This window comes from Paenibacillus sp. SC116 (genome assembly GCF_024733555.1).
Lineage (GTDB): Bacteria > Bacillota > Bacilli > Paenibacillales > Paenibacillaceae > Paenibacillus_B.
In genome coordinates this window covers 143,120-167,541 of record NZ_JANIOF010000002.1, presented here as the reverse complement: position 1 = coordinate 167,541, position 24,422 = coordinate 143,120, and the positions used below count along the sequence as shown (strand labels likewise).

Sequence of the window (24,422 nt, the reverse complement as noted above, 5' to 3'; positions counted from 1 at the left end):
ATCCGTTATAACGTATAGTCAAATTATCGAGCGGAAGATCCTCCATCAACGACCATTTCCGTACCTGTAATAAAAGTAGACTCGTCAGAAGCTAGAAATACGATCAGGTGAGCGATATCATCAGGTGTACCCAATCGCTTCAGTGGGATACTACTTGCGATTTGTTCTGTCGTTGCTTTAACGCCGGTAGCCACAGCTTCCCCCATCGACGTTTGAATGACACCAGGATGGATTGAATTAACACGAATTTGGTACTGAGCTACTTCCAACGCAACATCCTTCGTCATAATGCGAACAGCGCCTTTGCTTGCACCGTATAGAGCATGATTCGCTGCGCCCTTCAAGCCAGCGATTGAAGAAGCGTTAATAATGGAACCGCTTTCTTGATTGCGCATAATAGGAATAACATGCTTCATACCAAGGAATACTCCTGTAACGTTGACTCCCATCAGTCGATTCCATTCTTCAACCGTGTAATCCTCAATCGGCTTGCTACTGAATATGCCTGCATTGTTAAACAATACATCAACGCGCCCATATTTATCGTTAGCCTCACTTACAACGTGAGCCCAATCTTCTTCGGATTGAACATCATGCTTAATAAACATTACGTTATCGCTAACCTTCTTAAGTTCATCGCATGTTTTGCGGCCATTCTCTTCATTTATATCTGTAAAAATAACGTTTGCGCCCTGCTCCAGAAATTTTTGAACCGTTGCTCTGCCAATTCCCGTCGCTCCACCCGTTATAATCGCTGTTTTTCCTTGTAGTCTCATCACATGTAACTCCTTTCGAGTAAGCTATGATTCTGATTACATATTAACACCTTGGTATGTTAAATTAAATTTTAGAAAACTTAATATAGGTTAAGCAAAATTAATATAAGCAAGGGGAGATAACATGAACCTTGATCAGATGCACTATATTGTTGAAGTAGCCAAGACGAAATCACTATTATCCGCTGCAAACAATCTGCACGTCACTCAATCTGCTATTAGCCAATCGATCACGAACCTGGAAGAAGAGCTGGGCATTAAAATATTCAATCGTTCCCGGATGGGAAGCATTCCTACTCCGGAAGGAAAGAGCATCATCAAGAAAGCATTAGAAGTGATTAGGACGATACAAGATATTAAGGATGAGGCAAAATATTTTACGGAAGTCTCAGTAAGCAAGCTGCGTATCGCAACCATTCCCGGCGTGATGTTTCCTCTAGTGCGAACCGTAGCAAGTTTGAAAAAAGAATATCCAAGCGTTCATTTTGGCATATCGGAAAGAGACCCCGAAGAGATTTTAGCTCAAATCAGAAAGGATGAAGTCGACTTAGGGCTAATAAGCATGTATCAGGATATGGCCTATAATGGACTGGCTGGCTTGCATTTTGAACCGATATGGAAGGGCAACATCGTCCTTGGCGTATGGAGAAACTCTCCCCTGGCTTCCAAAAAGCAAATTTCACCTGAGGAAATGGTACAGTATCCTTTTGCTTTGTTGGATATCGAATATACACATAAATTCATCAATGATTTGGATGAAACGGTGGGTCCCGTTAATGTGTTATTTTCAAGCAATAATGCTCAAGCGCTAACCTATGCCTTGAAGGAAGAACTGGCGATTACAGTTGGATATGACTTTTCCATTATTGATCACCCTCTTGTTAAGAGCGGAGATCTTGTGCTGCTTGAAATCACCGGCCTGGAGCAGAAGCCTCTGCTGCTTGGCTGGGTACGAGCCGAGAACAGTAAAACATCATTGATTTCGAAACAATTTATGAATCGTTTTGAACAGGAAATTGGACTAGGTTATTTGTGAATAAATAAAAAAGCACAGCAAATAGAGGATAGCCCTCACATAGCTGTGCTTTTCCTATTCTATTATTCCCGCTGTATCATTTAGTTCCATCCATCCTCAATCGTAGAAAGCATTTCGTAAGCCCCACCGGACCGATTGGAACATACCACAATGCTGAGCGCTCGATCTGGATAAAACACCGTTCTAAAATTAACGCCTGGATCGTATCCCATCAGCACATAATGCAGTGAGCCCTCAGCATTCTTCTGAAGCCACACCCCATAACCGTAAGAGAAATCCTTTTCTGCTTCTGTGTGCACACTTAGCAAAAGATCGGTTGTCTCTTTACTCAGTAATTGGTGATTCATAAGAGCTTCCCATAATCGTGCCATATCAGCGACTGTTACATACGCTCCACCATCCGAGCCGCCTTTAGCCGGTAACGCATATATATTCGTTCTCCAACCGCCATCTGGTAAATCGATATATCCCAACGCCGTTCGTCCTGGCAATCGATCTGATTCAAAGTAACCTGAGTCCATCATACCAGCTTTATCAAATATATTTTTCTGGACATAATCACTAAATGACATGCCACTTGCTTGCTCCACAATCAATCCTAATAAAATAAAGCCTGTATTATTGTAGTGGAAGCGGCTGCCTACCGGAAATTTCATTGGCTTATGCTGAAACAGCGGTAAGAAATCGTGCAGTCTCCTAACATGATACATCGGCGTAGTGATCCACAATTGCTCAAAGTCATCCATTTCTTCTTCATCAAAATAATCCGGTACACCTGAAGTATGTGTTAGCAAATGATGGACCGTAATGTTATCTTCGAAATAAGGAAACGATACTTGTAAACATTGTTTCAGTGTGGCGTCAAAAGATAACTTTCCTTGATCAACAAGTTGAGCTATAGCAATGGCAGTGAATATTTTACAGCCCGAAGCAATCCCCAAGCGAGTATTCACCTTATTTGGAATTTCATCCGAACGATTGGCATAGCCGTAGCTGCGATGAGCTAGGATAGAATCTCCCTGTTTTACAAATACGGCTCCAGAGAAATTCAATTTGGTTTGCGCTGCTTCTATACGTTCAAGTAGGTTATTCATACTCATATTCATGCACTCCCCCTCAATTATCTTTTTGCTCATAAGTGTGGAACTTAGCAAAAGAACCTTCTCTTCCGCATATACCGCGTGTAATTGAAGGTTCTGTCGCTTCTATATATTTAGGAGCCTGGTTAGCTGCTATCTGTCTCTTTATAAATTCATTTTCTAGCTATCAGGAAAAATCGATGTTCCATCGACTCCACATAGCCCTTCTCCTCCACTTGCTCTTGAAGATGGCAGAGCTTATCAAAGCAATTCTCAACCGTGAAATCAGGAAACTCCCATTCAATGATTTTCGCAAAATACACAAGTGCGCCTACATCGAAGAACTTCAACTTCGGGAAATATTCCCCCGAATCGATGATTGTAAACCCAGCCTTGGCAAGCTCTTCACTGCTGTTGGCAAGATTGAACGTCCGGTCCACAATCTCAGGTGTTCTTCCTAATAAAAAGGTGGAAAGCTCCTTGTTATTCTGTCCTCCTACCTGCTGCGTAACGAAGATGCCATTCGGCTTGAGAATACGGTGTACTTCTTCTACAGAGAACGCTTCGTGTCGGTTGATCACTAGATCAAAGAAGTTGTCTTCAAACGGCAGCTCATTGTCATCTACAACCCGCCTAACCTCAATCCCATGAGCAGGCAACGTGCGCTTGCACAATTCATAGTTCGGTAGGTAAGCTTCCGTCGCGTACGTACTGCCTTTCGGCGGTGACAGGGATAATAGAAATTCTCCTCCACCTGTGCCCATGTCCAGCAACGTCGTGGACGAATGTATATAAGATAAGGCTGTGGCTTTGTAATCCCAAGGTTCATCCTGAAACTCAGATCGCCCATCAATATAGGAGAAATCCCAGCCTGCAAATGTCTTTTCCTCTTCCGATTTCCATAGGTTCTTCCATTTATTTGTCTTCATCATAACTGTACCCCTCTCGCATCATTAATTATAATTGTTCATGTGCGGATGCGGTGCAGCTGACTGATAACAGTCCTTATAAAGCTCGGCGCAATCTGTTATCAGATTAGCTCAACTGCACCGAGCAGTTACCCATTTTCATCATAAAAATGACCTCTCTTGAACGTGACGTATACATATATTGTATTATAAATAGTTATTATATGTAAATATAAACATTTATAATTTATAATTAGTTAATGGTTTACATTTCCAGTTTAACACCATATACTTTTTCATAAGTAAGTACGCACTCTCTCGTTCGATACTTACCAGAAGGGAAGTGATCGTTATCAATACCTCTGGTTCCTCGTACAAATTCAACGGCAAGACCTATCAATGTCCCATTGAACTCTCCATTGCTTTATTCGCTGGAAGATGGAAACCTACAATTATTTATAAGCTGCTCGATGGCAAGAAACGATATGGCGAGCTTAAGAAGCTAATTGAAGGCATCAATCATAAAGTACTCGCTGAACAACTGCGCGATCTCGAAGCGAACGGCATTATTACTAGACGTGTCTTTCCCACCAACCCTCCAAAAGTAGAGTATGAGTTAACTCCCCTCGGCGAAGGTCTGCGACCTGCGATTGACCATTTGCAGCAATGGGGCTTGCAATTTCAAGCAGAACATTCGAAGACTGAACCCGCTACAAACGGGTGCCCTGAACTTGCTCAGGAACAAAAATAAGAACCGTCACAGCAACCTGCATCTGTATGTGCATAAGCGCTAGACGGTTTTTTGTTTTCTATTCACATAAGATGGGAGATGCATCCGTTGTTACATAGCTTACCTGGAGGTAAGTATCTTCCGAAAAAGTGCGTACTTATTTTTTGTACGCAGTTGATTTATGATGGGTACTATTAAGTCATACATTCAAATTGGAAAAGTAGGAGTGGTAATGATGAGCGTGTTAGTTATTGCGGTTCACCCGAATTTAGAAGATTCTACGATTAATAAAGCATGGCTGGAGGAACTGAAAAAGCATGATCAGGTTACAGTTCATTCCCTCTATGAAGCCTATCCTGACGAAGTCATCGACGTTGCTCGTGAGCAGCAGTTGCTCCAAGCGCATGATCGCATTATTTTTCAATTCCCACTTTATTGGTACAGCAGTCCACCGCTCTTGAAAAAATGGTTCGACTTGGTGCTGCAATTTGGCTGGGCCTTCGGGCCAGATGGGGATCACTTGAAAGACAAAGAAATAGGTGTAGCAACATCTACTCACGCTGCAGCAGAGGAATTTCTATCAACGGGTACGAACCGTTTTACAATCGAGGAACTCCTTAGGCCGATTGAGGCAACGATCCATTTTATTGGCGCTACTTACCTACCCCCTTATGCACTTCATGATGTAGGCAACTTAAGTGAAGAACAGCTGGAGCAAAGCAAGGCTGAGTATGTGAAGCGCATTACATCTACAAATCTCTCTCATACAGGATAAATGCGAATACGGCGGCAACTATAATCTTACACATAACATACGAAGACCCCCAACCATTAACGGATTGGGGGTCTTATTATTTCCTATTTTACGAGTGATCTTTACGATACAGCTCACGGCTCTTGTAGCCTGCTTGAAGAATCATTTTCATTTCATCGCGGCGTTTTGCTCTTGTTGCTTCTTGCTTCGCGCTGTACACATAACGCGCCCAGTCTTTACGATACCCAGGAGTAAGCTCCTGATAAATTACAAGTAGCTCAGGCGTCTCCTCCAAGTCCTGCTCCACATTTGGAATGAGCGCAATGTAGTCATCTACGCATTGACTAGATGCAGAGGATGTCTGACCTTTGCCCTTCGCGTCTTCTTTAAATCCGACGACGGTAAACACCTCATCGAGCCCGACCATACGCGCAAATTTAACCGTGCTTATTCCTACATAGCCCTGCTCGTCACTGCCTAGGCTAGACAGCAAGTCATCACGGTGAATGTATGTATCGTAAACTTTATTACCCTTTTTCGGATATGCGGCAAAGAGGTAGCCGTTTTTGTTAAGATGCTGCTTCTCGATAACGCGATTCACAAGCTCCTTCAAGGACTCCATATCTAGCGTGAAGGCGAAGATGAGATCATACGATGTACCTTCAGTTAGAGTTGTTTCATAACCTGACAGCTCTGTAAAATAATCAGACCCTTCAGGCTGATTCAAGATAGCCACTTGCTTATATTTTTGTAGATTCAGTTTCTCTACGATAGTTTTAGACATTAGTGCTTCATCTCCTGCCCTGCATTTGATCGAAAACGCTTTTGTAGATTAAGTATAGCCCACAGCATGGCTCAAAATAAAATATCGGATGGCTCTGGCTTAGAAAGCGATGTGTTCCGCCAACCAACTGGTACATCACTAAACTGTCCTTCGCTGGTTAGCAGCATGCGTTATAGAAGTAATTTGTCGTACAAATGCATGGATCGCTATGGTTGATTGCTAAATAAAAAACGCCCAGAAGGGCGTTTTTTACAAGAGCTATTTTCAATAATAATGGTTACGTTGTTGGAACAAGATCCTTGAGTACGAAATGCTCTACTGCTTTCGCTACCCCATCGTTCATATTTGTATCGGTCACATAGTCAGCAATCTGCTTGATTTCATCTGGCGCATTGCCCATTGCAACAGCAAGACCTGCAAACTCAAGCATCGCCACATCATTATAGCCATCGCCCATTGCAATAACCTCAGAGCGCTCAATGCCAAGCTGCTGGATCAGATGGTTCAAGCTTGTCCCTTTGTTCACACCGTCTTCCGTAAACTCTAGGAAAAATGGCTTCGAACGCATCACGTTCAATTGGCCTGCCATTTTCGCTTTTAGCTTCTCCTCAACAAGGACAAGCTTCTCAGGCTCTGCCACCATAAGTACCTTCACAACAGGCACTTGAACCGCTTCAGCGAAGCTCGGCACCTCAACTACTTTCATCCCTGTAATCTGAGATTCAATATGGGTATATTCCGTTGCAGCTTCCGTGATAATATCATCGCCCACATACGTCAAAGCGGATACGCCCTCTTCAAGGCTCATCCCATGAAGCGCGTGCGCCATCTCTGGCTTCAACGTACTGCTGAACGACTCTTCTTGTGTCTTCCAGTTAATAATTTTTGCACCGTTGAACGACAGAATGTAGCTGCCGTAACGCTCAAGATGCAGTTCATCCGCCAAAGCTCTCATTGCATATGTTGGGCGACCTGAAGCCAATACAACCTTAACGCCAGCTTCCTGCGCAGTCATAAGCGCCTGCTTATTGCCAGCCGAAATCGTTCCGTCATCACGCAGCAATGTATCATCAAGATCGAGTACAATCATTTTATATTTCATATGGCAACATCCCTTTATCTATGACCTAGTAAAAGTTAAGTAACTCATTCTACTATACCATTTCTCTGGATACTGAGGCTCACCAATATCTGTTGCGGATGCTGCTTAATGGGCATCTCCCCCTTAATGTACAACCTATAAATAAGTAGTTCTTCACAGAACCTCTTACTTGCTGAATGAAGAGGAAAAAGAGATAGGAATTATGAATGGAATCCCCTTAGTGGAATAACGTGGAAAAAACCTGCTATAATCAATATAATTTCTTTCCGAATTAGCAAAGGAGTGTGTTCTATAGATGTCTATTAAAGCTGTGCTTTTTGATTTTGATGGAACGCTTGCTGATACACTGCCGTTATCGTTCAATGCTTTTAAATCCGTATTCAAACAATACGATAATCGAGAGGTTACGAACGAGGAGCTCGTTGCGATGTTTGGCCCAACAGAAGAAGGCATCATTGATGCCAACTTCGCCAACAAGCCATCCGTGCAAGACGCCATTCAAGACTACTACTCCTACTATGAACAAAAGCATCATAACGAGTGCCAGTGTGAGGAAGAGATCATCCACATTCTTCATTTTTTAAAGGAGAACGGGGTAAAGATTGGCGTCGTTACAGGCAAAAGCAGACGCTCTTTTGACATTTCCACTACGGCATTGCAGCTCGACTCCTATTTTGATGTATCCATCACGGGTGATGATGTGGTCCAGCCTAAACCCCATCCAGAAGGCATTCATAAAGCGCTCCATACATTAGGAATTGATCCGGAAAATGCAATCTTTATAGGTGATAGCAACGCGGACATTCTCGCCGGAAAAGCTGCCGGATTACGTACATACGCTGTCCAATGGCTGTCTACTTGCCAAAGCTTGACCTATGATCTGGAACCAGATGGACTTTTCACGAATGTGGCGCACTTCCGCGAGCTTCTTGAGAAAGAGGTCGTTATCCATGGACCTAAGTGGCTGGAATGGGCGAAACAAATCCAAGCAATTGCACAAACAGGGCTCACCTATACACAAAATGAGTATGATATCGAGCGGTACGAGGCTTTAAGGGATCTTAGTGTCGATATTCTAGCTAACTATACGTTTACGGATAAAGAGAAAATTGCACTTACCTTCGCGAGCGATCTTGGCTACGCTACCCCAAAAGTAGATATTCGCGGCGTGGTGTTCAGAGACAACAAGATTCTTCTTATTCGTGAAAAAATAGATGGCGCATGGGCGCTGCCTGGCGGTTGGGCAGATATTGGCTTCTCACCCTCCGAAATCGCGGTGAAAGAAGTTAAAGAGGAATCGGGCTTCGACGTTGTGCCCGTCCGCTTGCTAGCGGTCATGGACAAAAAGTTTCATAACCATCCGCCTGAACCTTACCATGTCTATAAGCTGTTTATTCGCTGTGAAATTGTTGGCGGTGCAGCGGCAGCAGGCTTAGAGACAAGCGCAGTTGAGTTTTTTGATGCTGATCATTTGCCAGAGCTATCACTTGAGCGAAATACAGCCAAACAGATTAGGACGATGTTCGAATTTCTTGAACATCCTGATAAGCCTGTTATTTTGGATTAAAAAATGGATAGTAGAAAAAGAACCAATTGCTCGGATATGGGATAATCGCTACCCCGTGCTCCAAGTGATTGGTTCTTTTTGCTTCCTTACGATTAAGCAATGACAATAATGAGGTTAGTCGATCGTAATCCCTGCACTTGCTAATCCAGTAAGAACAGAACCAAAGTTAGCGCCTAAGATGTTAGGAATCACGATTAGGAGCAGCTTATCCCCCGCTACTACAGGGATGTTTTGTGGGCTCACACCACTCGCATTGTCCCCTGGACTTACCGTCGTGAAGTTGGGGGCTAATGCTAGCGGCGTTCCAACTGGATTAAAAATATTACTAGCAGCCGGCGCAAGGTAGAGCTGCATATTCACTTGCACTGGACCTGGTAAAGTGCCCTCGTTTAAGATAAAGAAGAAACCAGCTAAAGACGTAATAATCCCCGTCCGGGGGACACTAAAGCTAAAGTTTGGCACATTCGGTAAGCCTAGTGTTATGGGACCACCTGGAGTCACACTAATTTGCGAAGCAACGCCAAATGTAAACATCCCTCCATCTACAATCGGATCATCGACACCTGTAATTAGTGAAATGGTATCATCACCAGTACTATATGGAATGATGGCCCCAATTCCAACAGCTGTCGCCCCTGGAGGGCCCGTAACTCCGGTTGCCCCCGTTGCACCTGTAGCTCCTGGAACACCAGCGAGCCCTGCGGCTCCGGTTACACCCGTGGCGCCCGTAGCACCAACGGCTCCTGCAGATCCTGGTATGCCCGCAGCACCGGTAATTCCGATTCCCGCAGGGCCTGTGGGGCCAGTAACTCCAGTACCTCCCGCTAGACCTGTTGCTCCGGGAGCTCCTGCTATTCCTGCTGGGCCCTGGGGACCTTGGGAACCTGTAGGACCTCGCGGTCCAGGAGGTCCTGGAATTCGTTTTACTACTTTAATGATCACTTTTTTACATGCTTTATGCCTTTTAATTTTAACTTTGCGATGAGCACCTTTCTTTAAGGTGTTCCGGCGCTTTTTGTGATTAAACATCGTATCGTCCCCCCTTCTTCGTTTTCCTTACCAGCATTTTATTGGGTAAGGAGACAATTCGGTTGGACATCTGTACCTTTCGCTAAGATTTTTCTGTGTCACTTGTCCATGCTCATAGACAAAGGCCGCCCCCATCAGGGCGACCTCTTCTAGATGATTTCCTTAAATTATTGTTTTTTTACAACAGGAATCCACAGTTCATTTTTATTTTCTTCTGGCGGCAAATAACTCTCAATCGCAGGTAAGTTGGCAAAATCGTAGGAAGATACCGGCAGCCACTCCGTATATAATCGTTTCCAACTTTCTTGGATATTTTGTGGTGCCCCAGTCGATTCAAATTCAGCCCACGTTGCCGCTGGAATATCAATTTTAACTAACCCGTCAGGGAGCTCTTGATCAGATGCAATCGCCATATAATAGTCGAAACCGTCATTTTGACCCCAGTTCCCATTTGCACAAACACCTAGAATACCATTAATTTTGTTCGACTCATTTCGAATAGATAACAGCGTTTCAAATAGCCCTTTCCCTTGTGCCTCCACCCACAACTGCGGAATAACTTGATACGAATCTTTATGGCTCACATGCTCTTTCTGCCCAACAATGGTGAAGCTCCCCACTTCTTCAATGCGGTAATCCATAGCGACGACTCCTTTAATCGAAATTTGAAAGGACAAGCGTGGATAGGCTTTGAGCTGCGTTCCTACACTACGTGCTGCCGTTGGTGTAGTGCCATGTAATTGTTGAAAAGCTCGCGTAAACGCCTCTGGCGAGTCGTATCCGTACTTGAGCGCAAGATCAATCACCTTCTCCTGGCTATTTTGCAGCTCAAAAGCAGCCAGAGTCAAACGGCGGCGTCTTATATATTCCGATAAAGGAACTTCGGTAATAAACGAGAACATCCTTTGAAAATGATACGTAGAACAACATGCCACTTTCGCTACTTCTGAATAAGAAATGTCTTCCGTAATGTGTTCCTCGATATAATTGATGGCTTCATTCATTCTCGCAACCCAATCCATCCACATGACCTTCCTTTCGAAACTTACTATATCGTGCTTTAAAGCTTGCAGCCGTGCATTTGATGCACCAAAATGCAAGGATATGTTTTTTCAAAAATGGGTGAAACGCAACAACGAAAGCAAATAACTCGCAGCATCTGCGATTTAGTATGTATTTCGTTCACGACCGTAAAAAACCTTTATCCCCTTCACATTGCTGCGATGACGCAATAAGTTGAAAACGAATGAAGGAAAATGAGACAATAACAACAATAACGTGGACAAGCAAACGCAGCTTTTCCTACAAATCACAATCATGTAGGCATCCTTTGGACACATCATATGTATCACATCATTGACATCTTGGGATAAAGGGGAACATACGTATGACGGAAATGAACAACTGGAGAAATGGAGCCGCTGGGCGAAAGTTTATCGCTTCGTTCAGTGGAGGAAAAGATAGCGTCTTAGCGCTTTATAAGGCGATGAAAGTAGGAGAACCATTGGGACTCATCGTTATGCTTGAGGAGGAAGGTAAACGATCTCGTTCCCATGGAATGCCGCCAGAACTCATCCATGCACAAGCTGAATCCATTGGCTTACCAGCCTTTACAGCTGCCGCAAGTTGGGCAGATTATGAAGCTGTCTTTATCGATCTTCTCGAGCAGGCAAAGCAGCAAGGTGCCGAAGTGTTAGTAACTGGCGACTTGGACATGCCCGCTACTGGCTGTTGGCAGGATGGAATTACGCAACGGGTTGGATTAAAGCTTGGCATGCCTCTGTGGGAAATGGATCATCGTGAAGCCGTCGATGAATTTATCCATTTAGGGTTTGTTACAGTCGTCGTGACGGTGAATCTATCGTTGGGGATGACAGAAGACGATCTCGGGCGGACGCTAACGCACGAATACGTCAAAGAGCTTGAAGCACGTGGCATCGACCCTTGTGGAGAAGGCGGTGAGTTCCATACAACGGTCATCGACGGACCTATTTTTAAACATCCTATTCCCGTTCGTAAATGTGAGATTTTAAGGCATGAGAACTATGCCTTCTTGCCGTTGGAGCTGGATGACATCTGATGAGATAGCACACAAGCCATCCCTCATGGGATGGCTTAGTTGGCTTCCTATTGCTAACGATTGCATCTCTCATTTCTTGCCTATTTATCTTCTAATGGAAATTGGTATAGCCACTAACACTTAGGCAAGTAAAAATAAAATAGAACACCATCTTCTGTATTCTCAGCGCCATACCGTACATGGTGAAGCTCAAGAATATTTTTGGAGATCGCAAGTCCGAGTCCGGTGCCCCCGTGGGTGCGTTGACGAGACGTATCACCCCGATAGAAGCGGTCCCACACTTTGTCCAATTGAGAAGCTGGAATATGAACCCCTTTGTTCTCGATATTCACCTTTACAAACTCACCTTCTTCAACAGTGGAGATGTACAGTTCTTCTTCTTCAGGTGTATAACGAATCGCATTTGTCATAAAGTTGGTGATGACCTGCTCTATGCGTAGTTGATTTGCTTCGACGGTTACAGGAACAAGCTGCACATGGACACGTAACTGCTTCTTTTCCATTTCAGGTGAAAGCTGTTCGCAAATATAGGCTACAATCGTATCGAGCTGGAACACGTCCATCTCCATCTTGTAGGTGCCGGATTCAAACTTAGCCAACTCCAACATATCCACGATCATCAAGTCCATTTTATCGACTTCTTTCACCATCGCCTCGAAGTAATGTTCCCGTTTATGCTGGGCAACACCATCCCTCAGAATAGAGATACAGCTTTTCATAATGCTTAAAGGCGTCTTCAATTCATGCGATACGCCAGCAATAAATTCTTTCCTTGTATTCTCCAACCGCTTCTCCTTCTCAATATCTCGCTGCAACTGCTCAATATAAGAATGTAACGTCTGCGATAGCTGATTGATATTGGACGACAAGTCACCAATCTCGTCTTTGGATGTGATAGACAACTGTTCGGAGAAGTCTAAATTAGCAATTTTTTCGGTAGTACTATTGATTCGCAAGAGCGGTCTAGCTATCTTTTTCGAATAATAAAAGGAAACGAGAGATACCAGCAGTAGTGCAAACGCGATAACATATCCATAGTACTCCTCTAGCATCTGCACTGCTTCATCGACGGGCTGCAAGGATGCCATTGCGAATAAATAAACCATGGAGTCATCGCTGCTGCGAATCGGGTTAATAAAAAGTTTGTACTTCACATTGTTGTGCACCATATCCAGCATTTTCATGGAATCGATATGCTGACTATCCTCGTCCCGCATTAAGTTTGCTTGGAATTGTTTAATCTGCCCCATGAATAGGGTATCGTCATACATCAGGCTCGAAACGTTGTTCTCACTAGGAAGCCGGATCTCGATGATCGTTCCCCTCATGAATGTAATCGAACCATTTACTATGCCCGCTTTGAGAAAACTATCGCCCAAAGACTTCTCGGCTAGGGATTTCACAATCTGCTCATTACCCCAATAGTAATCACCCAGATCTTGCTTAACCTGAAATGGGACATACTTCTTATCCTTATTTACTGCCGTCATAGTAACCCCAGATCCTACCTTTATAAGTGACGAATCATCAGCTACCTCCTGTATGCTGATCAGATTGTACAAAGGAATACGAATATTCGAATCCGTGTGGACACTTTCATTAGAGGAATAACTCACCTTCATTTCTGCATAAAAGTCATCCACACTCCGCAAGTTACCGTGGCGATCGAGCGTCGTAATCCATGTATTATTGTCTCGATAGAACTCTTGCTCCAGCCTTTGTATGGCAGCCGTGTTCCCTTTGGCATTCCTATAATCACTCTCGAACAATTGTAGGTTGGCCTGAATGTCATCCAGTTTACGATTCTCATAATACTGCTTGAAGAAAAACGATTGCCCTACATAAACCGTTGCTAAAATAAGCATGCATAACGCTGTCGTTAATAAGAACAGCTTCCAGACTACGCCGATTCTCATACGCTAGCCTCGAACTTGTAACCAATTCGCACAACCGTCCTAATAAGCTTGCCCTTGCTGCCCAGCTTCCCCCGTATGTTTCGAATATGTGTATTTACCGTGCGATCATCGCCTGAGCTCTCGTACCCCCAGATCTTCGTAATCAATTGCTCCCTTGTAATCACAATTCCTTCGTTCACCATCAAATACGACAAAATCTCAAATTCAGTATAGGTGAAGCTAATGCTTGCACCGTCAATCATCACCATCCGTGAAGCATAATCGATACACACACCACCATGTATCAGCGTATCTGCTGTCGCTCCGGAAGTTCGAGCTCGACTGTCGAGCAGACGCTTAGCCCGAGCTAACAGCACAGGTGGACTATATGGCTTCGTCACATAATCGTCCGCACCTAGATCGAAGCCGAGCAGTGTATCATCTTCGTCTACCCGCGCAGTCAGCATAATGATCGGAACGTCCGATGTCTTGCGAATACGCCGGCATACAGACCAACCATCAAGTTCTGGCAGCATAATATCTAGCACGATCAAGTCCACCGGATGCTCCTGAAACAAAGCCAATCCTACCTTGCCATCGGCAGCTTCCAGCACGTCATAGCCTTCACTTATAAAATAATCTTTTGCAATTTCCCTCAAAATCGGTTCATCTTCAACGATTAGAATGGTCCTTGGCATCATGATAACTCCTAACCTAGGTTCTGATAGTTATATTATATCAGCACATAGAGGCTATCTCCCTGCCTGATCTTGATACAAGGATACTACTTCATCTGGATAGAATCGATTATCTTATTGGCTAGTACGCTCCATTCCTCTTTCTTCCCAATCGGACTAGAAATTTCAATTTCCAGCAGCCCGTTGTTTAAACTTGACCAGGATAGAAGGACATACTGATCCTTACTAGCAATCTCGCTCACCGCAATATGCTTACCGCCAACTTCCCTAACTTCCTCACTTATTACCTCAGCACCTTGGTAATTTTGCTTGAGAATAGCCGTCATCTTTTTCCCACTGTTCTCATCCTTAGCAGCCTGCTCATCCACCCTTTGCTCCGGATCATGTTTGATGTTGATCGTAACTTGAGCTGCCTTATCATGATACTTGATCTCCTGATCGTTGGTGGATTCCTCCTTAAATCCTTTCGGGATTAGAATCTCTAGTTGATTAGAGAGAATACGCTGTCTTTCTAATCGTTCATCTGTTTGAGAAGTGAGTACACTCTTCGTTTCTAATTCTTTATCTGTTGTATCAGCAGGGATAATTTTAATGACATTTTCGTTGGTAGACTCATCTATTGACTGTGAACCTTGCTCTACAATGGAATCTTTACTTGCACTCAAATTGGATGCAGCCTGAGTACAGCCCATGATTAGGCTCGTGAATACAATGAACATAAGAAGGACAGCTATATTTTTCATGTTCAATCTCCTCTCGTATTCTACCGTTTATTCATTAAGGTACGTGGTGACACGGTTCTGGATCAAATTTGCGACGTCTTCCGCCGACTTCTGACCGCTGAAGTAAGCTGTTGCTTCTTCATTTATAATAGAGTGAATCTTATCATCTTCCTTAACAAAGATATTCGCTTCCGCAATCATCTGCTTCAACATTTCCATATCCGCAGCGGTTACTGGAACGTCCACTCCCGTATGAGAGCCAACCTTCCCCTTCTCCAGCAATTGCTTCATCACTTTCTCATTGGCCGATTTATTCACTGCAAACCCTTGTTGATTAGGTTTAGATTGAAACTGATCTGACAAGAGAAAGGTAAGGAACTTCCATGCCTCAGGCTTGACCTTTGAATTGGCATTTATTGCGATGGGATTAGCCCCTTTAAAAGAAACACCGGAAAGCTGCTCACTCGTATGAGGCTTGCGATACACCTTTCCTTGTTTGAAGAAACCAACCGTTTCCGTAAAATAGTCACTCGGTGATAACAGTAAAAGGGGGTAGAAGTACGCCTCTCCTACACCTAGAGGGTCGGCCGTAATGACTTTATTGTCGTACATGGCCTTCACTTGGCCCAGCATATCAATAAAGAAGGGAGACTGGAACTTCGCGTTCGAAGTGGACGAATCGACCAGTTGCGAATAGTTATCCGTGACAAGATAGCTTAACATTTGTGCTGGAGGCGTATTGGCTATTGCATAACGACCACTCTTCTCATGCAGCTGCTTACCCGCCTGTGCAAATTGGCTCCATGTCCATTGCTTATCATCTATTTGGAGCTGTGCAGCTGTGATTGCTTCACTATCCCCGATTAATGTATCCAAGAAGAATCTTGTTGGCAGTACGTAGAGACCGCCATTCATTTTGGCATGTTCAAAAATATTCATATAGTAATGATCTTTATTAAACGATTTATCCTGCTCCATCAATTCCGTAAGATTGACGAGCGCATTCTTATTTACGTACTTTCCAACCTGAAGCCCGGCAACGTTTAGATCGATTAAGTCCGCACCCTTGCCAGAAAGGATTTGGGTATTGGTTGTTTGCACATACTTTTCGAAATCTGCCTCAGCGTTTCCCCCCTCGGATTTGTACTCCTTAATCTCGATGACTGTATTTGGATGCAATGCCTCAAACTCGGCCTTTGCTGACTTATAGTAATCACTCGCCGTATGTACGGAGAGAACTACTTTCTTAGGCCCGCCCTCTTTCTGCTGCTCATCCCCACTTGCACAACCTGTAAGGGAAATAGCTAGTATTCCAACCATCAACATCAACCATTTTTTCATAACAATTTGTCTCCTCTCCTAAATGAATGGTGAATCCTACATATCCGAATTCTATTGCGGCCTTACTCTGCTTCCTTCCACTAATGGCTCCGTACTCTCGACGACGATCTGTTCATTTATATAAGCACCCGAAAGAATAACGGTTTCGCTGTCATTGGCAGCTCCAACTTCAACCTTCGTCTTTCGGATGTGGTACGTATTGCCGAGAGGACCTTTGGCTTCCTCTACTACATGGACATAGTGGCTCGCACCTTCTTTATGAATCGCCTTATTCGAGAGGAGCATACCTCCCCCTTCCCCAGATATAACGGTCACGTTTACTCTGACCTGCTCACCTGTTCGAACGGTTTGATCCGATATTTTCACAACAAGGCGATTCCAAGCCACTGCATCCACAGGTTGCTGGATACCTGTTTCTACTTCACCTACTGATTGGGAGGGAGAGGAAGGCGCTCTAGCATCCACATGTTCTATGATTGTGATCGTTCCATTCAGCGGTCTGGTAGCCCCGCCACCATAGCTTTGCAAGTCCAACTTATCGCCTATCTTCAACTGCTCCGTAGCAGCTGCGGGAAGCGAAAGTTCCGCCTGATAGCCCAAGCTTACGTTCGATAGCCGCACATCGAAACCTTCATTGCCCGACGCTGCACCTTTGACCGCATTCAACTGTGTTACGACTCCATCGAACGGTGCCACAATAGTTGAATAGCGTCGCATGTTCTGCTGTGCATTTTGAATCTTTCGTTCTTGGGCATCTATTTGCAACTGGGCCAGCTTCATATCTCGTTTTGATGTGCGCATACTCGCCTCATCATCGTTTCTTACGGCTTCAACATAGCTTTCTTGAGGCACTTCCAACTGCAGTTTCACCTGTGCAAGCATGGCTTGCTCATCTCGCAGCTGATTGTCAGCATCCGGGTTCTCATATGTGACCAACGTCTGTCCTCCTTTCACTCGATCTCCTGCTTTTATTGCTACACTTTTTACAGTCCATCCAGCAGAGCTTGATAGTTCGATTTCACTTACTGGCCGCAGCGTTCCAATCGCACTAAACTCTTGTGCGAGCTGCCCTTGTCTCCCTACCTCTGCCCATACTTTAGGCAAATCCATCGTTCTCAGCGTATTGCTATACAAAGTAACAATTAACAGCGCTATCGTACTTCCAATGAGGAGGGACCGGAGCGTTTTTTTTCGTTTTTGAATGGAATGTTCCTCTGCGCTTGCACTTGCATCCATACGACAACCTCCTTACCCTTTAATACCTGACAACTGAACCCCTTGCACGAAGTAAGACTCTGCATATAGGAATAAGAGAACCATTGGCGACATATACAGCAACGAAGCGGCAAAGCTGACTCCTTTCGCTGCTTCCTGAATCCGAGATAAGTACAGCGACAACGGCTGTTTAAAGGCATCATCAAGGAAGATCAATGGTTGCTCGACCATATTCCAGTAATCGACGAACAACAAGACGACGAGTGCCGCAATACCAGGCTTCATGAGCGGAACGATAATCCTCCAGAAAACATACCAATGTCCTGCGCCGTCCATAACGGCTGCCTCCACATATGCGTACGGGATAGAAAGCATGAACTGCCGCATCATGAATACACCAAACGCTGAAAATATGCCGGGTAAAATGATGGCACTCGCACTATTCCCGATCCCTAACAGGTCGACGATAATGTAATTGGGCACCAAGGTTACTTGAAAGGGCATCAGCATCGCCATCAAGTACACAAAGAATAAAGCTTCCCTTCCTCGGAACTTCAGTTTTGAGAAAGCGTAAGCGGCCAAGGCCCCGACGATTGTCTGCCCGACGATAATCGGAACGACGAGAAACACGGAGTTCCAGAACATATTTAAAAAGATGGGTGTTTCCAGCAATACCTTTTCATACTGCTCGAAGGAAACCCAGTCCGGAATAATTTTCAGATTAACAAAAGCATCCGTTGCCCCAGACCCTGCATCTGGCATCTTGCCAAGCAGTTCATAATTACGGTTAATCTCCTTTTCCTTCATGAGTGAATTCGTTAGTGGTATGCCAAGTGGTAGGAGTGCAATCACCGCACATGCAGTGAGAAATAGAGACATAATGCATTTGTACAACACAGCTGACTTCTTCATCTTCATCCCTCCTTTATTCCATAGAGCGGTTGAATCGCCGCTCTAGTGCTAATAAGCTTGAGACGATGATCAGTATGCATACAACCATCATGACCGCGGCCGCCGTTAACTTCTGCACGTCTAACGAAGCAAACATGTTATTCATATAGTGCTGCAGCATGTAAATGCTATCGTGCGGGTAATCTCCAGCAATCAAGTACGTCGCTCGGAAAATATGGAACGAGTTAATGATGGAGATGAGAACAACGAAGAACATTGTAGGCGTCAAATATACGAGCGTAATATGGAACAACTTATGTATCGGGCTAGCACCCTCTATATCGGCCGTCTCGTAATAATCCTTCGGAACACTTTGCAGACCCGCAAGGAACAGAATCATGTTATAGCCTAGGTTCTTCCACACATATACAAGTGTCAGCACACCGATTGCCCAATCCGACTTCATCCAATCGATCCGTTCCCAACCGAGGTAGGCCATCCAAGCATTAAGCGACCCGTTCCAATCAAATACAATCTGCCATACCATAACAATCGAAGCGACCGGTACGACTAAGGGTAAGACAAATGCCGTTCGAAGCCAGCGCTTCACATAGACATTCCCATTCAATATGAGAGCTAGCAGCAGCGACAATAGGATGAGTATCGGTACGCTAACAGCTGTGAACTGCAACGTGTTCATGGCCGCTTTGCGAAACGAAGCGCTGGCCAGCACATTCTCATAATTCGTTGCCCCAACAAACTCGCCGCCGCTCGTCTGATCCATCACTGAATACAGGATGCCTACACCGAAAGGGATCACGTAGAACATCGCAAATCCAACTATGCTTGGCGCCAAAAATCCAATCGCTATGAAACCTTGTTTGCGAACCAATCGCCGCAGCATGGCAATGTACACCTCCTTCGTTCAGGTCGAAATGAGCTAGGCTTTGCATGCATCCGTTATGTGAATACCGAGCAAAATGGATGCATGAAGGCATTATCGTCATTTAACGTTTATGAAAATAATCGATCACACCATCAACAATTGCCTCCGATGCTTCCTGATGGAAGTACAATGATCTCATTCGAGTCTCGTCTTTTTCATTTGAAATGTAGCCAAGCTCAAGCAGCAGCGACGGAACCGTATTTTCACGAAGGACATAGTAATCCCCTGCTCTTACTCCACGATCTCTCGTATCAAAGTTCTTCTCAATCAAACGATCATGAACCGCTTGCGCGATCGGTTGATCATTACTATTTCTATGGTAAGTCGTCATCCCTTCCACATCGTTCGTTGTAAACGCATCGAAGTGAATGCTGAGGAAAAGATCAGCACTTTCTTTCTCAGCCATATCGATACGTTGCTGCAGGTCAACGGACTCGTCCTGCTCTCGTGTTAATAGGACTGTCGCTCCTGTTTTCTCCAGCAGCTCTTGCTCGATTTCTTTTGCCAGTTGCAGCGTCATATCTCGCTCGATCGTTCCTTGCTGACCGATAGAGCCCGGATCTTTTCCTCCGTGACCTGGATCAATAACGATCGTCTTTCCTTCCAACAGTTGCCCAGGAGCCCCCATCAGTGCCTGAACCTCTACATCTACACGAATATCATTGATGTTGTAGTAGAAGACTAGCCCTACTACGAGTAAACTCAACGCACCTAGCAGCGCTAGTTTGGGGGCTTTTTTCAATTTTTTTAATTTTTTTGATCTATAGGTTGGCTCATTGTTTGTCATATTCGTTCGTTTATTGTGTCGTCTCATCATTGCCCTTCTCCCCTGTCTCTCCATCAGATAACCTTAGTCTACTGACGCTATATGAAGATGAGATGAAGATGCTATGAAGATGAATCAAAATATACTTTTTAATTTGGTAGAATACTGAATCCAGAATGGAGAGTATAATAGAGGAGTATACGGAAGATGAACGGTGGAACTCTGTATGTATAGGTATAGTTCGAATAAAGTGTAGAAGAGGTTTAATATGAGTGAGAAGCAGTTTACAGATTATCCATTAAGTGAAGAGATCGTTAGAGCACTAAGCAGCTTGGGTTATGAAAAGCCAACAGAGGTTCAATCGAAAGTCATCCCTGTTGCGCTTGAGCAGAAAGATCTTGTTGTTAAATCGCAGACAGGCAGCGGCAAAACAGCTGCTTACGGTATTCCGCTCTGTGAGCTAGTGGAGTGGAACGAGAATAAGCCGCAGGCGCTAATTCTAACGCCAACTCGTGAACTTGCGTTGCAGGTCAACGAAGACATCATGAATATAGGCCGCTTTAAACGGATTAAGGCAACAGCTCTGTATGGGAGACATCCATTTTATGAGCAAAAGGCTGAATTGAAGCAGCGGACACATATCGCTGTAGGTACACCTGGCCGTGTGTTCGACCATATTCAGCGTGGTACCTTATCCTTAGACCGTATTGCCTATCTCGTTATTGATGAAGCAGACGAAATGTTGAATATGGGCTTTATTGAACAAGTTCAGGCAATCATTCAAGAGCTGCCTCGCAACCGAGTTACGATGTTGTTCTCCGCTACATTCCCTGAGGATGTAGCCAAACTATCGCGCAAATATATGGACAACCCTGTTGAGATCGAGATTAAAGCTAGCGGTGTTACGACAGCTACGATTGAACATGCTCTTATTCAGGTAAAAGAGGCAGATAAGCTGGATGTGATTCAAAATCTACTTATTGTTGAGAGCCCTGAAAGCTGTATTATTTTCTGCCGTACACAGGAACATGTGGATCGCCTGTTCAGAGAAATGGATGACCTCGATTATCCATGTGATCGCATTCACGGCGGAATGGAGCAAGAAGAGCGATTCGAGGTCATGAACGCGTTCCGTAAAGGGCAGTTCCGTTACTTGATTGCAACAGATGTAGCTGCGAGAGGGATCGATATCACGAACATCACCCATGTTATTAACTACGATATTCCGCTAGAGAAAGAAAGCTATGTGCATCGTGTGGGACGCACGGGACGTGCAGGTAACACAGGCAAAGCGATTACATTCGTTACGCCTAAAGATAGCCATCGCCTAGCTGATATCGAAGCGTACATTGGGTTCGAGATTCCGAAAGTAAAAGCTCCATCCGCAGAAGCGGTAGAGCTCCGTAGAGAACATTTCGAACAAAGCCTGCACGTCGGACAGGCTCCGAAGGTGGATAAGCGCGAGCAATTGAACAAGCAGATTATGAAGCTGAACTTCAATGGTGGCAAGAAGAAGAAATTTAGAGCCGTAGACTTTGTGGGTACCATTGCTAAGCTTGATGGAGTAACCGCAGACGATATCGGAATTATTACGATTTTTGATCATGTAACAGATGTAGAGATTCTGAACGGAAAAGGGCCTCTTGTGCTTGATATGATGCAGGACATTACGATAAAAGGGAAACTTTTAAAAGTACGCAAAGGCAAGAAGTAATCCAAATCGATCCGCAATGAACATGAAATAAGCTGCCTTCGATAAGCTATAAGCTATCGAGGCAGCCTTTTACTTTTTACCTAGGGATTATTTCGATGAGCAAAAAACAAGCTGAAGATTACCCTTACACTTATTGTTGAAACTCGCTGTACCACTTCGGCACCATGAGCTCAAAGTTGTTATGGTCATCCATGCATCTTTGAATTCTTCTCATCATATCATCAAGCTCATCAGCGTTTACTTTCAGTATCCATACAACCGATGAGATCAAGGTCATCGCAAGATACAAGGCATACAATCGCCAGAACTCTTCACTAGGTTCTTCACCGTCGCCATGATGATAGCCCTGAATTTGTCCTGCTGAAAATGGAATACTTACTTCCGTGCTGAACAAGCCGATTTTCACAAACTCATGTATCGGATCTCCCCAGTCATCTCGATCGAAATCAATGACGCCGGAGAACTTGCCGTCCTTAATGACCAGATTTCGAGGATGGAAGTCATCATGCTGGTACCTATTGGGTCGATCTTTCATCAAATGCAGATTGCTATCGATAAAGGATAATAACGCTGTATCGTTAGGGATGATGACACCGCATTCCGCATACTGAGTTCGATACCATTGGTGTTTTCTAGACATGAGCTCATGCCAAGGTTCCTTATGATCAGGTGCAGCAATCTGATTCATTTTCAACAGCTCTATGCCTGCTTCAAAACCAACATGAAACTGCTCCATTTCAGTTAACTGTGGCAATTCTTCTGAAGCTTCATTGCCCTCCATATATGTAAGGATGGTGTAACCTAGTTCTTGCTCAGAAAGTATACCAATCTCAATCGGTCTCGTGCATCGCACATCCTGTTGTTCCATCATCTGAAGATGTTTGAATTTGATTTGCTTGTTGTCATTTTCAGTAATGCTATAGGTTCTTAGTATGTACTGCGGGTGTTCATTACTGTCATAGACGATGTACTTCTTATCACTAGAGTATCCTTTATGGATTTGCTCCAGCCTCAAGCTGTTACGTAGGGATGGAATTGAATTGCGCAGCATTTCAAGTTGTCTCATGATGACACTTCTGGTTATCCTTTCAGCTGTTAATTTTGGTGAACCCAAATTATCGGGCTAATAAACATACCATATTCTTCATATGTAGAAAACACATTTTTAACACGCATAGTCATATAGGTTTCCGATTACCAAATGGAAAGGAGTCTAACCCGTATTTTAGGTAGACTCCTTTTTCTATACTCTCACAACTCACACTTCCGGGAATTACGTACTCACCCTTACTTATATTCATTGATCAATTTTATATATTTCTCATACCATATCTTCCACTCGTTCATACGTGATTCAATCGCCCTTCCATCTAACAATGCGTGGATAACATCCAGACATACATGCCAGCCAGCAAGGTCCTTTGGAGTGTGGTCTGTAATCGTACGAATGGTTTCAAATAAGACCAATCCACATCCATTGGTTGTTGGGTGCAGCTCGAAACGGACACGGTCTTCCCACCAAGTATATTCCAACACAGAATACGTCTTAAGATCAGTGATCGCAAGCTCCTCAAACGTTCCGTCTTGCATATTAAATTTAATAACTCCTCCTTTTCGGAGGTCTCCTACTTGTAACTCAGAGAACCATTGTGCTAATTTTTCATTCTCCGTCAACATAGACCATACTTCCTCAACGGAGTGCTGTAGATGACGCTCGAAACGAGCTAGATGCCCGCCTTCAACTTGTTGCAGAACAGCTAACATGGATATACCTCCTTATATAGCAAGTCTCTATACTGCACCTCCTTATTATGTACGATTTGTATATAAGAACACAGCATCGGAGATTTATGCAGCACGTTAGTCAACTAATCCTTATTTGTTTTTATACTTCCACTACTTGTAAAATGAAGTAAACTCAAACTTAGAAGCTCTAGACGCAGCCTATCACCATATTCGAGAGGAGAATTGTCGTGGCACAAATAAAAGTATACGGATTGCATGACTTTTTAACACCTATTCAAGCCCAGGTATCTGACATCATCCATTCTTGTATCGTTGATTCCCTACAACTGCCCCCTGATAAACGATTCCATCGCTTTTTCCGTCTGCAACCTGAAGATTTCATATATCCTTCTGATCGGACGGAAAAGTATACGATCATCGAAATTAGTATGTTTGAGGGGCGCTCGATTGAAGTAAAGAAAAACCTCATACGCCTGCTATTCGATAGAATCGGTACATTAGGCATAGAGTCAAATGATATTGAAATAACGATTTTTGAAACACCGAAGAGTAGTTGGGGAATAAGAGGATTGCCTGGTGATGAGTTGCAGCTTAACTATAAAGTGAATCTTTAGCCGTTTCGTTTAATCAGAGAGGGGTGTAT

The 24,422-nt window shown here is 44.0% G+C and carries 24 protein-coding genes and 1 pseudogene; 8 read left to right on the top strand and 17 right to left on the bottom strand.

Annotation, left to right across the window (positions count from 1 at the left end):
- Positions 1–23: 23 nt before the first annotated feature.
- Positions 24–776 (bottom strand): SDR family NAD(P)-dependent oxidoreductase, encoded by a 753-nt coding sequence (locus tag NQ117_RS12535; RefSeq protein ID WP_258278372.1) that lies wholly within the window; start codon positions 774–776, stop codon positions 24–26.
- Between the two features lie 124 nt (positions 777–900).
- Here NQ117_RS12535 and NQ117_RS12530 point away from each other — a divergent pair, with 124 nt between their 5' ends.
- Complete coding sequence (locus tag NQ117_RS12530) at positions 901–1,812, top strand: LysR family transcriptional regulator (RefSeq protein WP_258278371.1); 912 nt, start codon at positions 901–903, stop codon at positions 1,810–1,812.
- Between the two features lie 80 nt (positions 1,813–1,892).
- Here NQ117_RS12530 and NQ117_RS12525 read toward each other — a convergent pair whose 3' ends face one another.
- Together NQ117_RS12525 and NQ117_RS12520 are read right to left on the bottom strand one after the other, a co-directional pair.
- A complete protein-coding gene (locus NQ117_RS12525) occupies positions 1,893–2,918 on the bottom strand; it encodes a serine hydrolase domain-containing protein (RefSeq protein ID WP_258278370.1) in 1,026 nt (341 codons plus the stop codon).
- Positions 2,919–3,064: 146 nt separating this feature from the next.
- On the bottom strand, positions 3,065–3,823 hold the full coding sequence (locus NQ117_RS12520) for a class I SAM-dependent methyltransferase (RefSeq protein WP_258278369.1): 759 nt from the start codon (positions 3,821–3,823) through the stop codon (positions 3,065–3,067).
- A 319-nt stretch (positions 3,824–4,142) separates the two neighbouring features.
- Here NQ117_RS12520 and NQ117_RS12515 point away from each other — a divergent pair, with 319 nt between their 5' ends.
- Together NQ117_RS12515 and NQ117_RS12510 are read left to right on the top strand one after the other, a co-directional pair.
- Positions 4,143–4,550 (top strand): winged helix-turn-helix transcriptional regulator, encoded by a 408-nt coding sequence (locus tag NQ117_RS12515; protein ID WP_258278368.1) that lies wholly within the window; start codon positions 4,143–4,145, stop codon positions 4,548–4,550.
- A gap of 214 nt (positions 4,551–4,764) precedes the next feature.
- Complete coding sequence (locus tag NQ117_RS12510) at positions 4,765–5,304, top strand: NAD(P)H-dependent oxidoreductase (RefSeq protein ID WP_258278699.1); 540 nt, start codon at positions 4,765–4,767, stop codon at positions 5,302–5,304.
- Between the two features lie 88 nt (positions 5,305–5,392).
- Here NQ117_RS12510 and NQ117_RS12505 read toward each other — a convergent pair whose 3' ends face one another.
- Positions 5,393–6,067 carry a YdeI/OmpD-associated family protein gene (locus NQ117_RS12505; protein WP_258278367.1) on the bottom strand — a complete coding sequence of 225 codons (675 nt, stop codon included), beginning with the start codon at positions 6,065–6,067 and terminating at the stop codon, positions 5,393–5,395.
- Positions 6,068–6,344: 277 nt separating this feature from the next.
- Positions 6,345–7,169: a Cof-type HAD-IIB family hydrolase gene (locus tag NQ117_RS12500; RefSeq protein ID WP_258278366.1), complete on the bottom strand. Its 825-nt coding sequence runs from the start codon at positions 7,167–7,169 to the stop codon at positions 6,345–6,347.
- 295 nt (positions 7,170–7,464) lie between these two features.
- Here NQ117_RS12500 and NQ117_RS24180 point away from each other — a divergent pair.
- Together NQ117_RS24180 and NQ117_RS24175 are read left to right on the top strand one after the other, a co-directional pair.
- A pseudogene (locus NQ117_RS24180) lies at positions 7,465–8,004 on the top strand (HAD family hydrolase); the annotation flags it as partial.
- Between the two features lie 111 nt (positions 8,005–8,115).
- Positions 8,116–8,736 carry an NUDIX hydrolase gene (locus NQ117_RS24175; protein ID WP_258278698.1) on the top strand — a complete coding sequence of 207 codons (621 nt, stop codon included), beginning with the start codon at positions 8,116–8,118 and terminating at the stop codon, positions 8,734–8,736.
- A gap of 114 nt (positions 8,737–8,850) precedes the next feature.
- Here NQ117_RS24175 and NQ117_RS24055 read toward each other — a convergent pair whose 3' ends face one another.
- Together NQ117_RS24055 and NQ117_RS12480 are read right to left on the bottom strand one after the other, a co-directional pair.
- Positions 8,851–9,765: an exosporium glycoprotein BclB-related protein gene (locus NQ117_RS24055; RefSeq protein ID WP_309137874.1), complete on the bottom strand. Its 915-nt coding sequence runs from the start codon at positions 9,763–9,765 to the stop codon at positions 8,851–8,853.
- 167 nt (positions 9,766–9,932) lie between these two features.
- The gene (locus NQ117_RS12480; RefSeq protein WP_258278365.1) at positions 9,933–10,787 is read right to left on the bottom strand and encodes an AraC family transcriptional regulator; all 855 of its coding nucleotides are present in this window, start codon (positions 10,785–10,787) and stop codon (positions 9,933–9,935) included.
- A gap of 365 nt (positions 10,788–11,152) precedes the next feature.
- On the opposite strand from NQ117_RS12480, the gene NQ117_RS12475 reads away from it, so the two are divergent.
- A complete protein-coding gene (locus tag NQ117_RS12475) occupies positions 11,153–11,845 on the top strand; it encodes a Dph6-related ATP pyrophosphatase (RefSeq protein WP_258278364.1) in 693 nt (230 codons plus the stop codon).
- Between the two features lie 113 nt (positions 11,846–11,958).
- Here the strand turns inward: NQ117_RS12475 and NQ117_RS12470 are convergent, their stop codons facing one another.
- From NQ117_RS12470 to NQ117_RS12435, 8 genes are all read right to left on the bottom strand, one after another.
- Entirely contained in the window at positions 11,959–13,761 is a 1,803-nt protein-coding gene (locus tag NQ117_RS12470) for a sensor histidine kinase (RefSeq protein WP_258278363.1), read from the bottom strand.
- Positions 13,758–14,438, bottom strand: a complete 681-nt coding sequence (locus NQ117_RS12465; protein ID WP_258278696.1) for a response regulator transcription factor — start codon at positions 14,436–14,438, stop codon at positions 13,758–13,760. The genes NQ117_RS12470 and NQ117_RS12465 overlap by 4 nt, the downstream gene beginning before the upstream one ends.
- An 86-nt stretch (positions 14,439–14,524) precedes the next feature.
- Positions 14,525–15,181, bottom strand: a complete 657-nt coding sequence (locus NQ117_RS12460) for a hypothetical protein (protein ID WP_258278362.1) — start codon at positions 15,179–15,181, stop codon at positions 14,525–14,527.
- A gap of 27 nt (positions 15,182–15,208) precedes the next feature.
- Positions 15,209–16,501 carry an ABC transporter substrate-binding protein gene (locus NQ117_RS12455; protein WP_258278361.1) on the bottom strand — a complete coding sequence of 431 codons (1,293 nt, stop codon included), beginning with the start codon at positions 16,499–16,501 and terminating at the stop codon, positions 15,209–15,211.
- Positions 16,502–16,552: 51 nt separating this feature from the next.
- On the bottom strand, positions 16,553–17,737 hold the full coding sequence (locus NQ117_RS12450) for an efflux RND transporter periplasmic adaptor subunit (protein ID WP_258278360.1): 1,185 nt from the start codon (positions 17,735–17,737) through the stop codon (positions 16,553–16,555).
- A 12-nt stretch (positions 17,738–17,749) separates the two neighbouring features.
- Positions 17,750–18,595 (bottom strand): carbohydrate ABC transporter permease, encoded by an 846-nt coding sequence (locus tag NQ117_RS12445; protein WP_375163073.1) that lies wholly within the window; start codon positions 18,593–18,595, stop codon positions 17,750–17,752.
- Positions 18,596–18,641: 46 nt separating this feature from the next.
- On the bottom strand, positions 18,642–19,511 hold the full coding sequence (locus tag NQ117_RS12440) for a carbohydrate ABC transporter permease (protein WP_258278358.1): 870 nt from the start codon (positions 19,509–19,511) through the stop codon (positions 18,642–18,644).
- Positions 19,512–19,614: 103 nt separating this feature from the next.
- Complete coding sequence (locus NQ117_RS12435; protein ID WP_258278357.1) at positions 19,615–20,370, bottom strand: N-acetylmuramoyl-L-alanine amidase family protein; 756 nt, start codon at positions 20,368–20,370, stop codon at positions 19,615–19,617.
- Positions 20,371–20,587: 217 nt separating this feature from the next.
- On the opposite strand from NQ117_RS12435, the gene NQ117_RS12430 reads away from it, so the two are divergent.
- Positions 20,588–22,033 (top strand): DEAD/DEAH box helicase, encoded by a 1,446-nt coding sequence (locus tag NQ117_RS12430; protein ID WP_258278356.1) that lies wholly within the window; start codon positions 20,588–20,590, stop codon positions 22,031–22,033.
- 130 nt (positions 22,034–22,163) lie between these two features.
- Here NQ117_RS12430 and NQ117_RS12425 read toward each other — a convergent pair whose 3' ends face one another.
- Positions 22,164–23,099, bottom strand: coding sequence for an aminoglycoside phosphotransferase family protein (locus NQ117_RS12425; RefSeq protein ID WP_258278355.1), 936 nt, complete (start codon positions 23,097–23,099; stop codon positions 22,164–22,166).
- A gap of 221 nt (positions 23,100–23,320) precedes the next feature.
- A complete protein-coding gene (locus NQ117_RS12420; RefSeq protein ID WP_258278354.1) occupies positions 23,321–23,797 on the bottom strand; it encodes an SRPBCC family protein in 477 nt (158 codons plus the stop codon).
- A 209-nt stretch (positions 23,798–24,006) separates the two neighbouring features.
- Between NQ117_RS12420 and NQ117_RS12415 the strand changes: the two genes are divergently transcribed.
- Positions 24,007–24,393, top strand: coding sequence for a tautomerase family protein (locus tag NQ117_RS12415; protein ID WP_258278353.1), 387 nt, complete (start codon positions 24,007–24,009; stop codon positions 24,391–24,393).
- Positions 24,394–24,422 lie beyond the last annotated feature (29 nt).

Coding starts and splice junctions, on each gene's coding strand:
- NQ117_RS12535 (WP_258278372.1), bottom strand. CDS start 776: ATGAGACTACAAGGAAAAACAGCGATTATAACGGGTGGAGCGACGGGA.
- NQ117_RS12530 (WP_258278371.1), top strand. CDS start 901: ATGAACCTTGATCAGATGCACTATATTGTTGAAGTAGCCAAGACGAAA.
- NQ117_RS12525 (WP_258278370.1), bottom strand. CDS start 2,918: ATGAATATGAGTATGAATAACCTACTTGAACGTATAGAAGCAGCGCAA.
- NQ117_RS12520 (WP_258278369.1), bottom strand. CDS start 3,823: ATGATGAAGACAAATAAATGGAAGAACCTATGGAAATCGGAAGAGGAA.
- NQ117_RS12510 (WP_258278699.1), top strand. CDS start 4,765: ATGAGCGTGTTAGTTATTGCGGTTCACCCGAATTTAGAAGATTCTACG.
- NQ117_RS12505 (WP_258278367.1), bottom strand. CDS start 6,067: ATGTCTAAAACTATCGTAGAGAAACTGAATCTACAAAAATATAAGCAA.
- NQ117_RS12500 (WP_258278366.1), bottom strand. CDS start 7,169: ATGAAATATAAAATGATTGTACTCGATCTTGATGATACATTGCTGCGT.
- NQ117_RS24055 (WP_309137874.1), bottom strand. CDS start 9,765: ATGTTTAATCACAAAAAGCGCCGGAACACCTTAAAGAAAGGTGCTCAT.
- NQ117_RS12480 (WP_258278365.1), bottom strand. CDS start 10,787: ATGGATTGGGTTGCGAGAATGAATGAAGCCATCAATTATATCGAGGAA.
- NQ117_RS12475 (WP_258278364.1), top strand. CDS start 11,153: ATGACGGAAATGAACAACTGGAGAAATGGAGCCGCTGGGCGAAAGTTT.
- NQ117_RS12470 (WP_258278363.1), bottom strand. CDS start 13,761: ATGAGAATCGGCGTAGTCTGGAAGCTGTTCTTATTAACGACAGCGTTA.
- NQ117_RS12465 (WP_258278696.1), bottom strand. CDS start 14,438: ATGCCAAGGACCATTCTAATCGTTGAAGATGAACCGATTTTGAGGGAA.
- NQ117_RS12460 (WP_258278362.1), bottom strand. CDS start 15,181: ATGAAAAATATAGCTGTCCTTCTTATGTTCATTGTATTCACGAGCCTA.
- NQ117_RS12455 (WP_258278361.1), bottom strand. CDS start 16,501: ATGAAAAAATGGTTGATGTTGATGGTTGGAATACTAGCTATTTCCCTT.
- NQ117_RS12450 (WP_258278360.1), bottom strand. CDS start 17,737: ATGGATGCAAGTGCAAGCGCAGAGGAACATTCCATTCAAAAACGAAAA.
- NQ117_RS12445 (WP_375163073.1), bottom strand. CDS start 18,595: ATGTCTCTATTTCTCACTGCATGTGCGGTGATTGCACTCCTACCACTT.
- NQ117_RS12440 (WP_258278358.1), bottom strand. CDS start 19,511: ATGCTGCGGCGATTGGTTCGCAAACAAGGTTTCATAGCGATTGGATTT.
- NQ117_RS12435 (WP_258278357.1), bottom strand. CDS start 20,370: ATGATGAGACGACACAATAAACGAACGAATATGACAAACAATGAGCCA.
- NQ117_RS12430 (WP_258278356.1), top strand. CDS start 20,588: ATGAGTGAGAAGCAGTTTACAGATTATCCATTAAGTGAAGAGATCGTT.
- NQ117_RS12425 (WP_258278355.1), bottom strand. CDS start 23,099: ATGAGACAACTTGAAATGCTGCGCAATTCAATTCCATCCCTACGTAAC.
- NQ117_RS12420 (WP_258278354.1), bottom strand. CDS start 23,797: ATGTTAGCTGTTCTGCAACAAGTTGAAGGCGGGCATCTAGCTCGTTTC.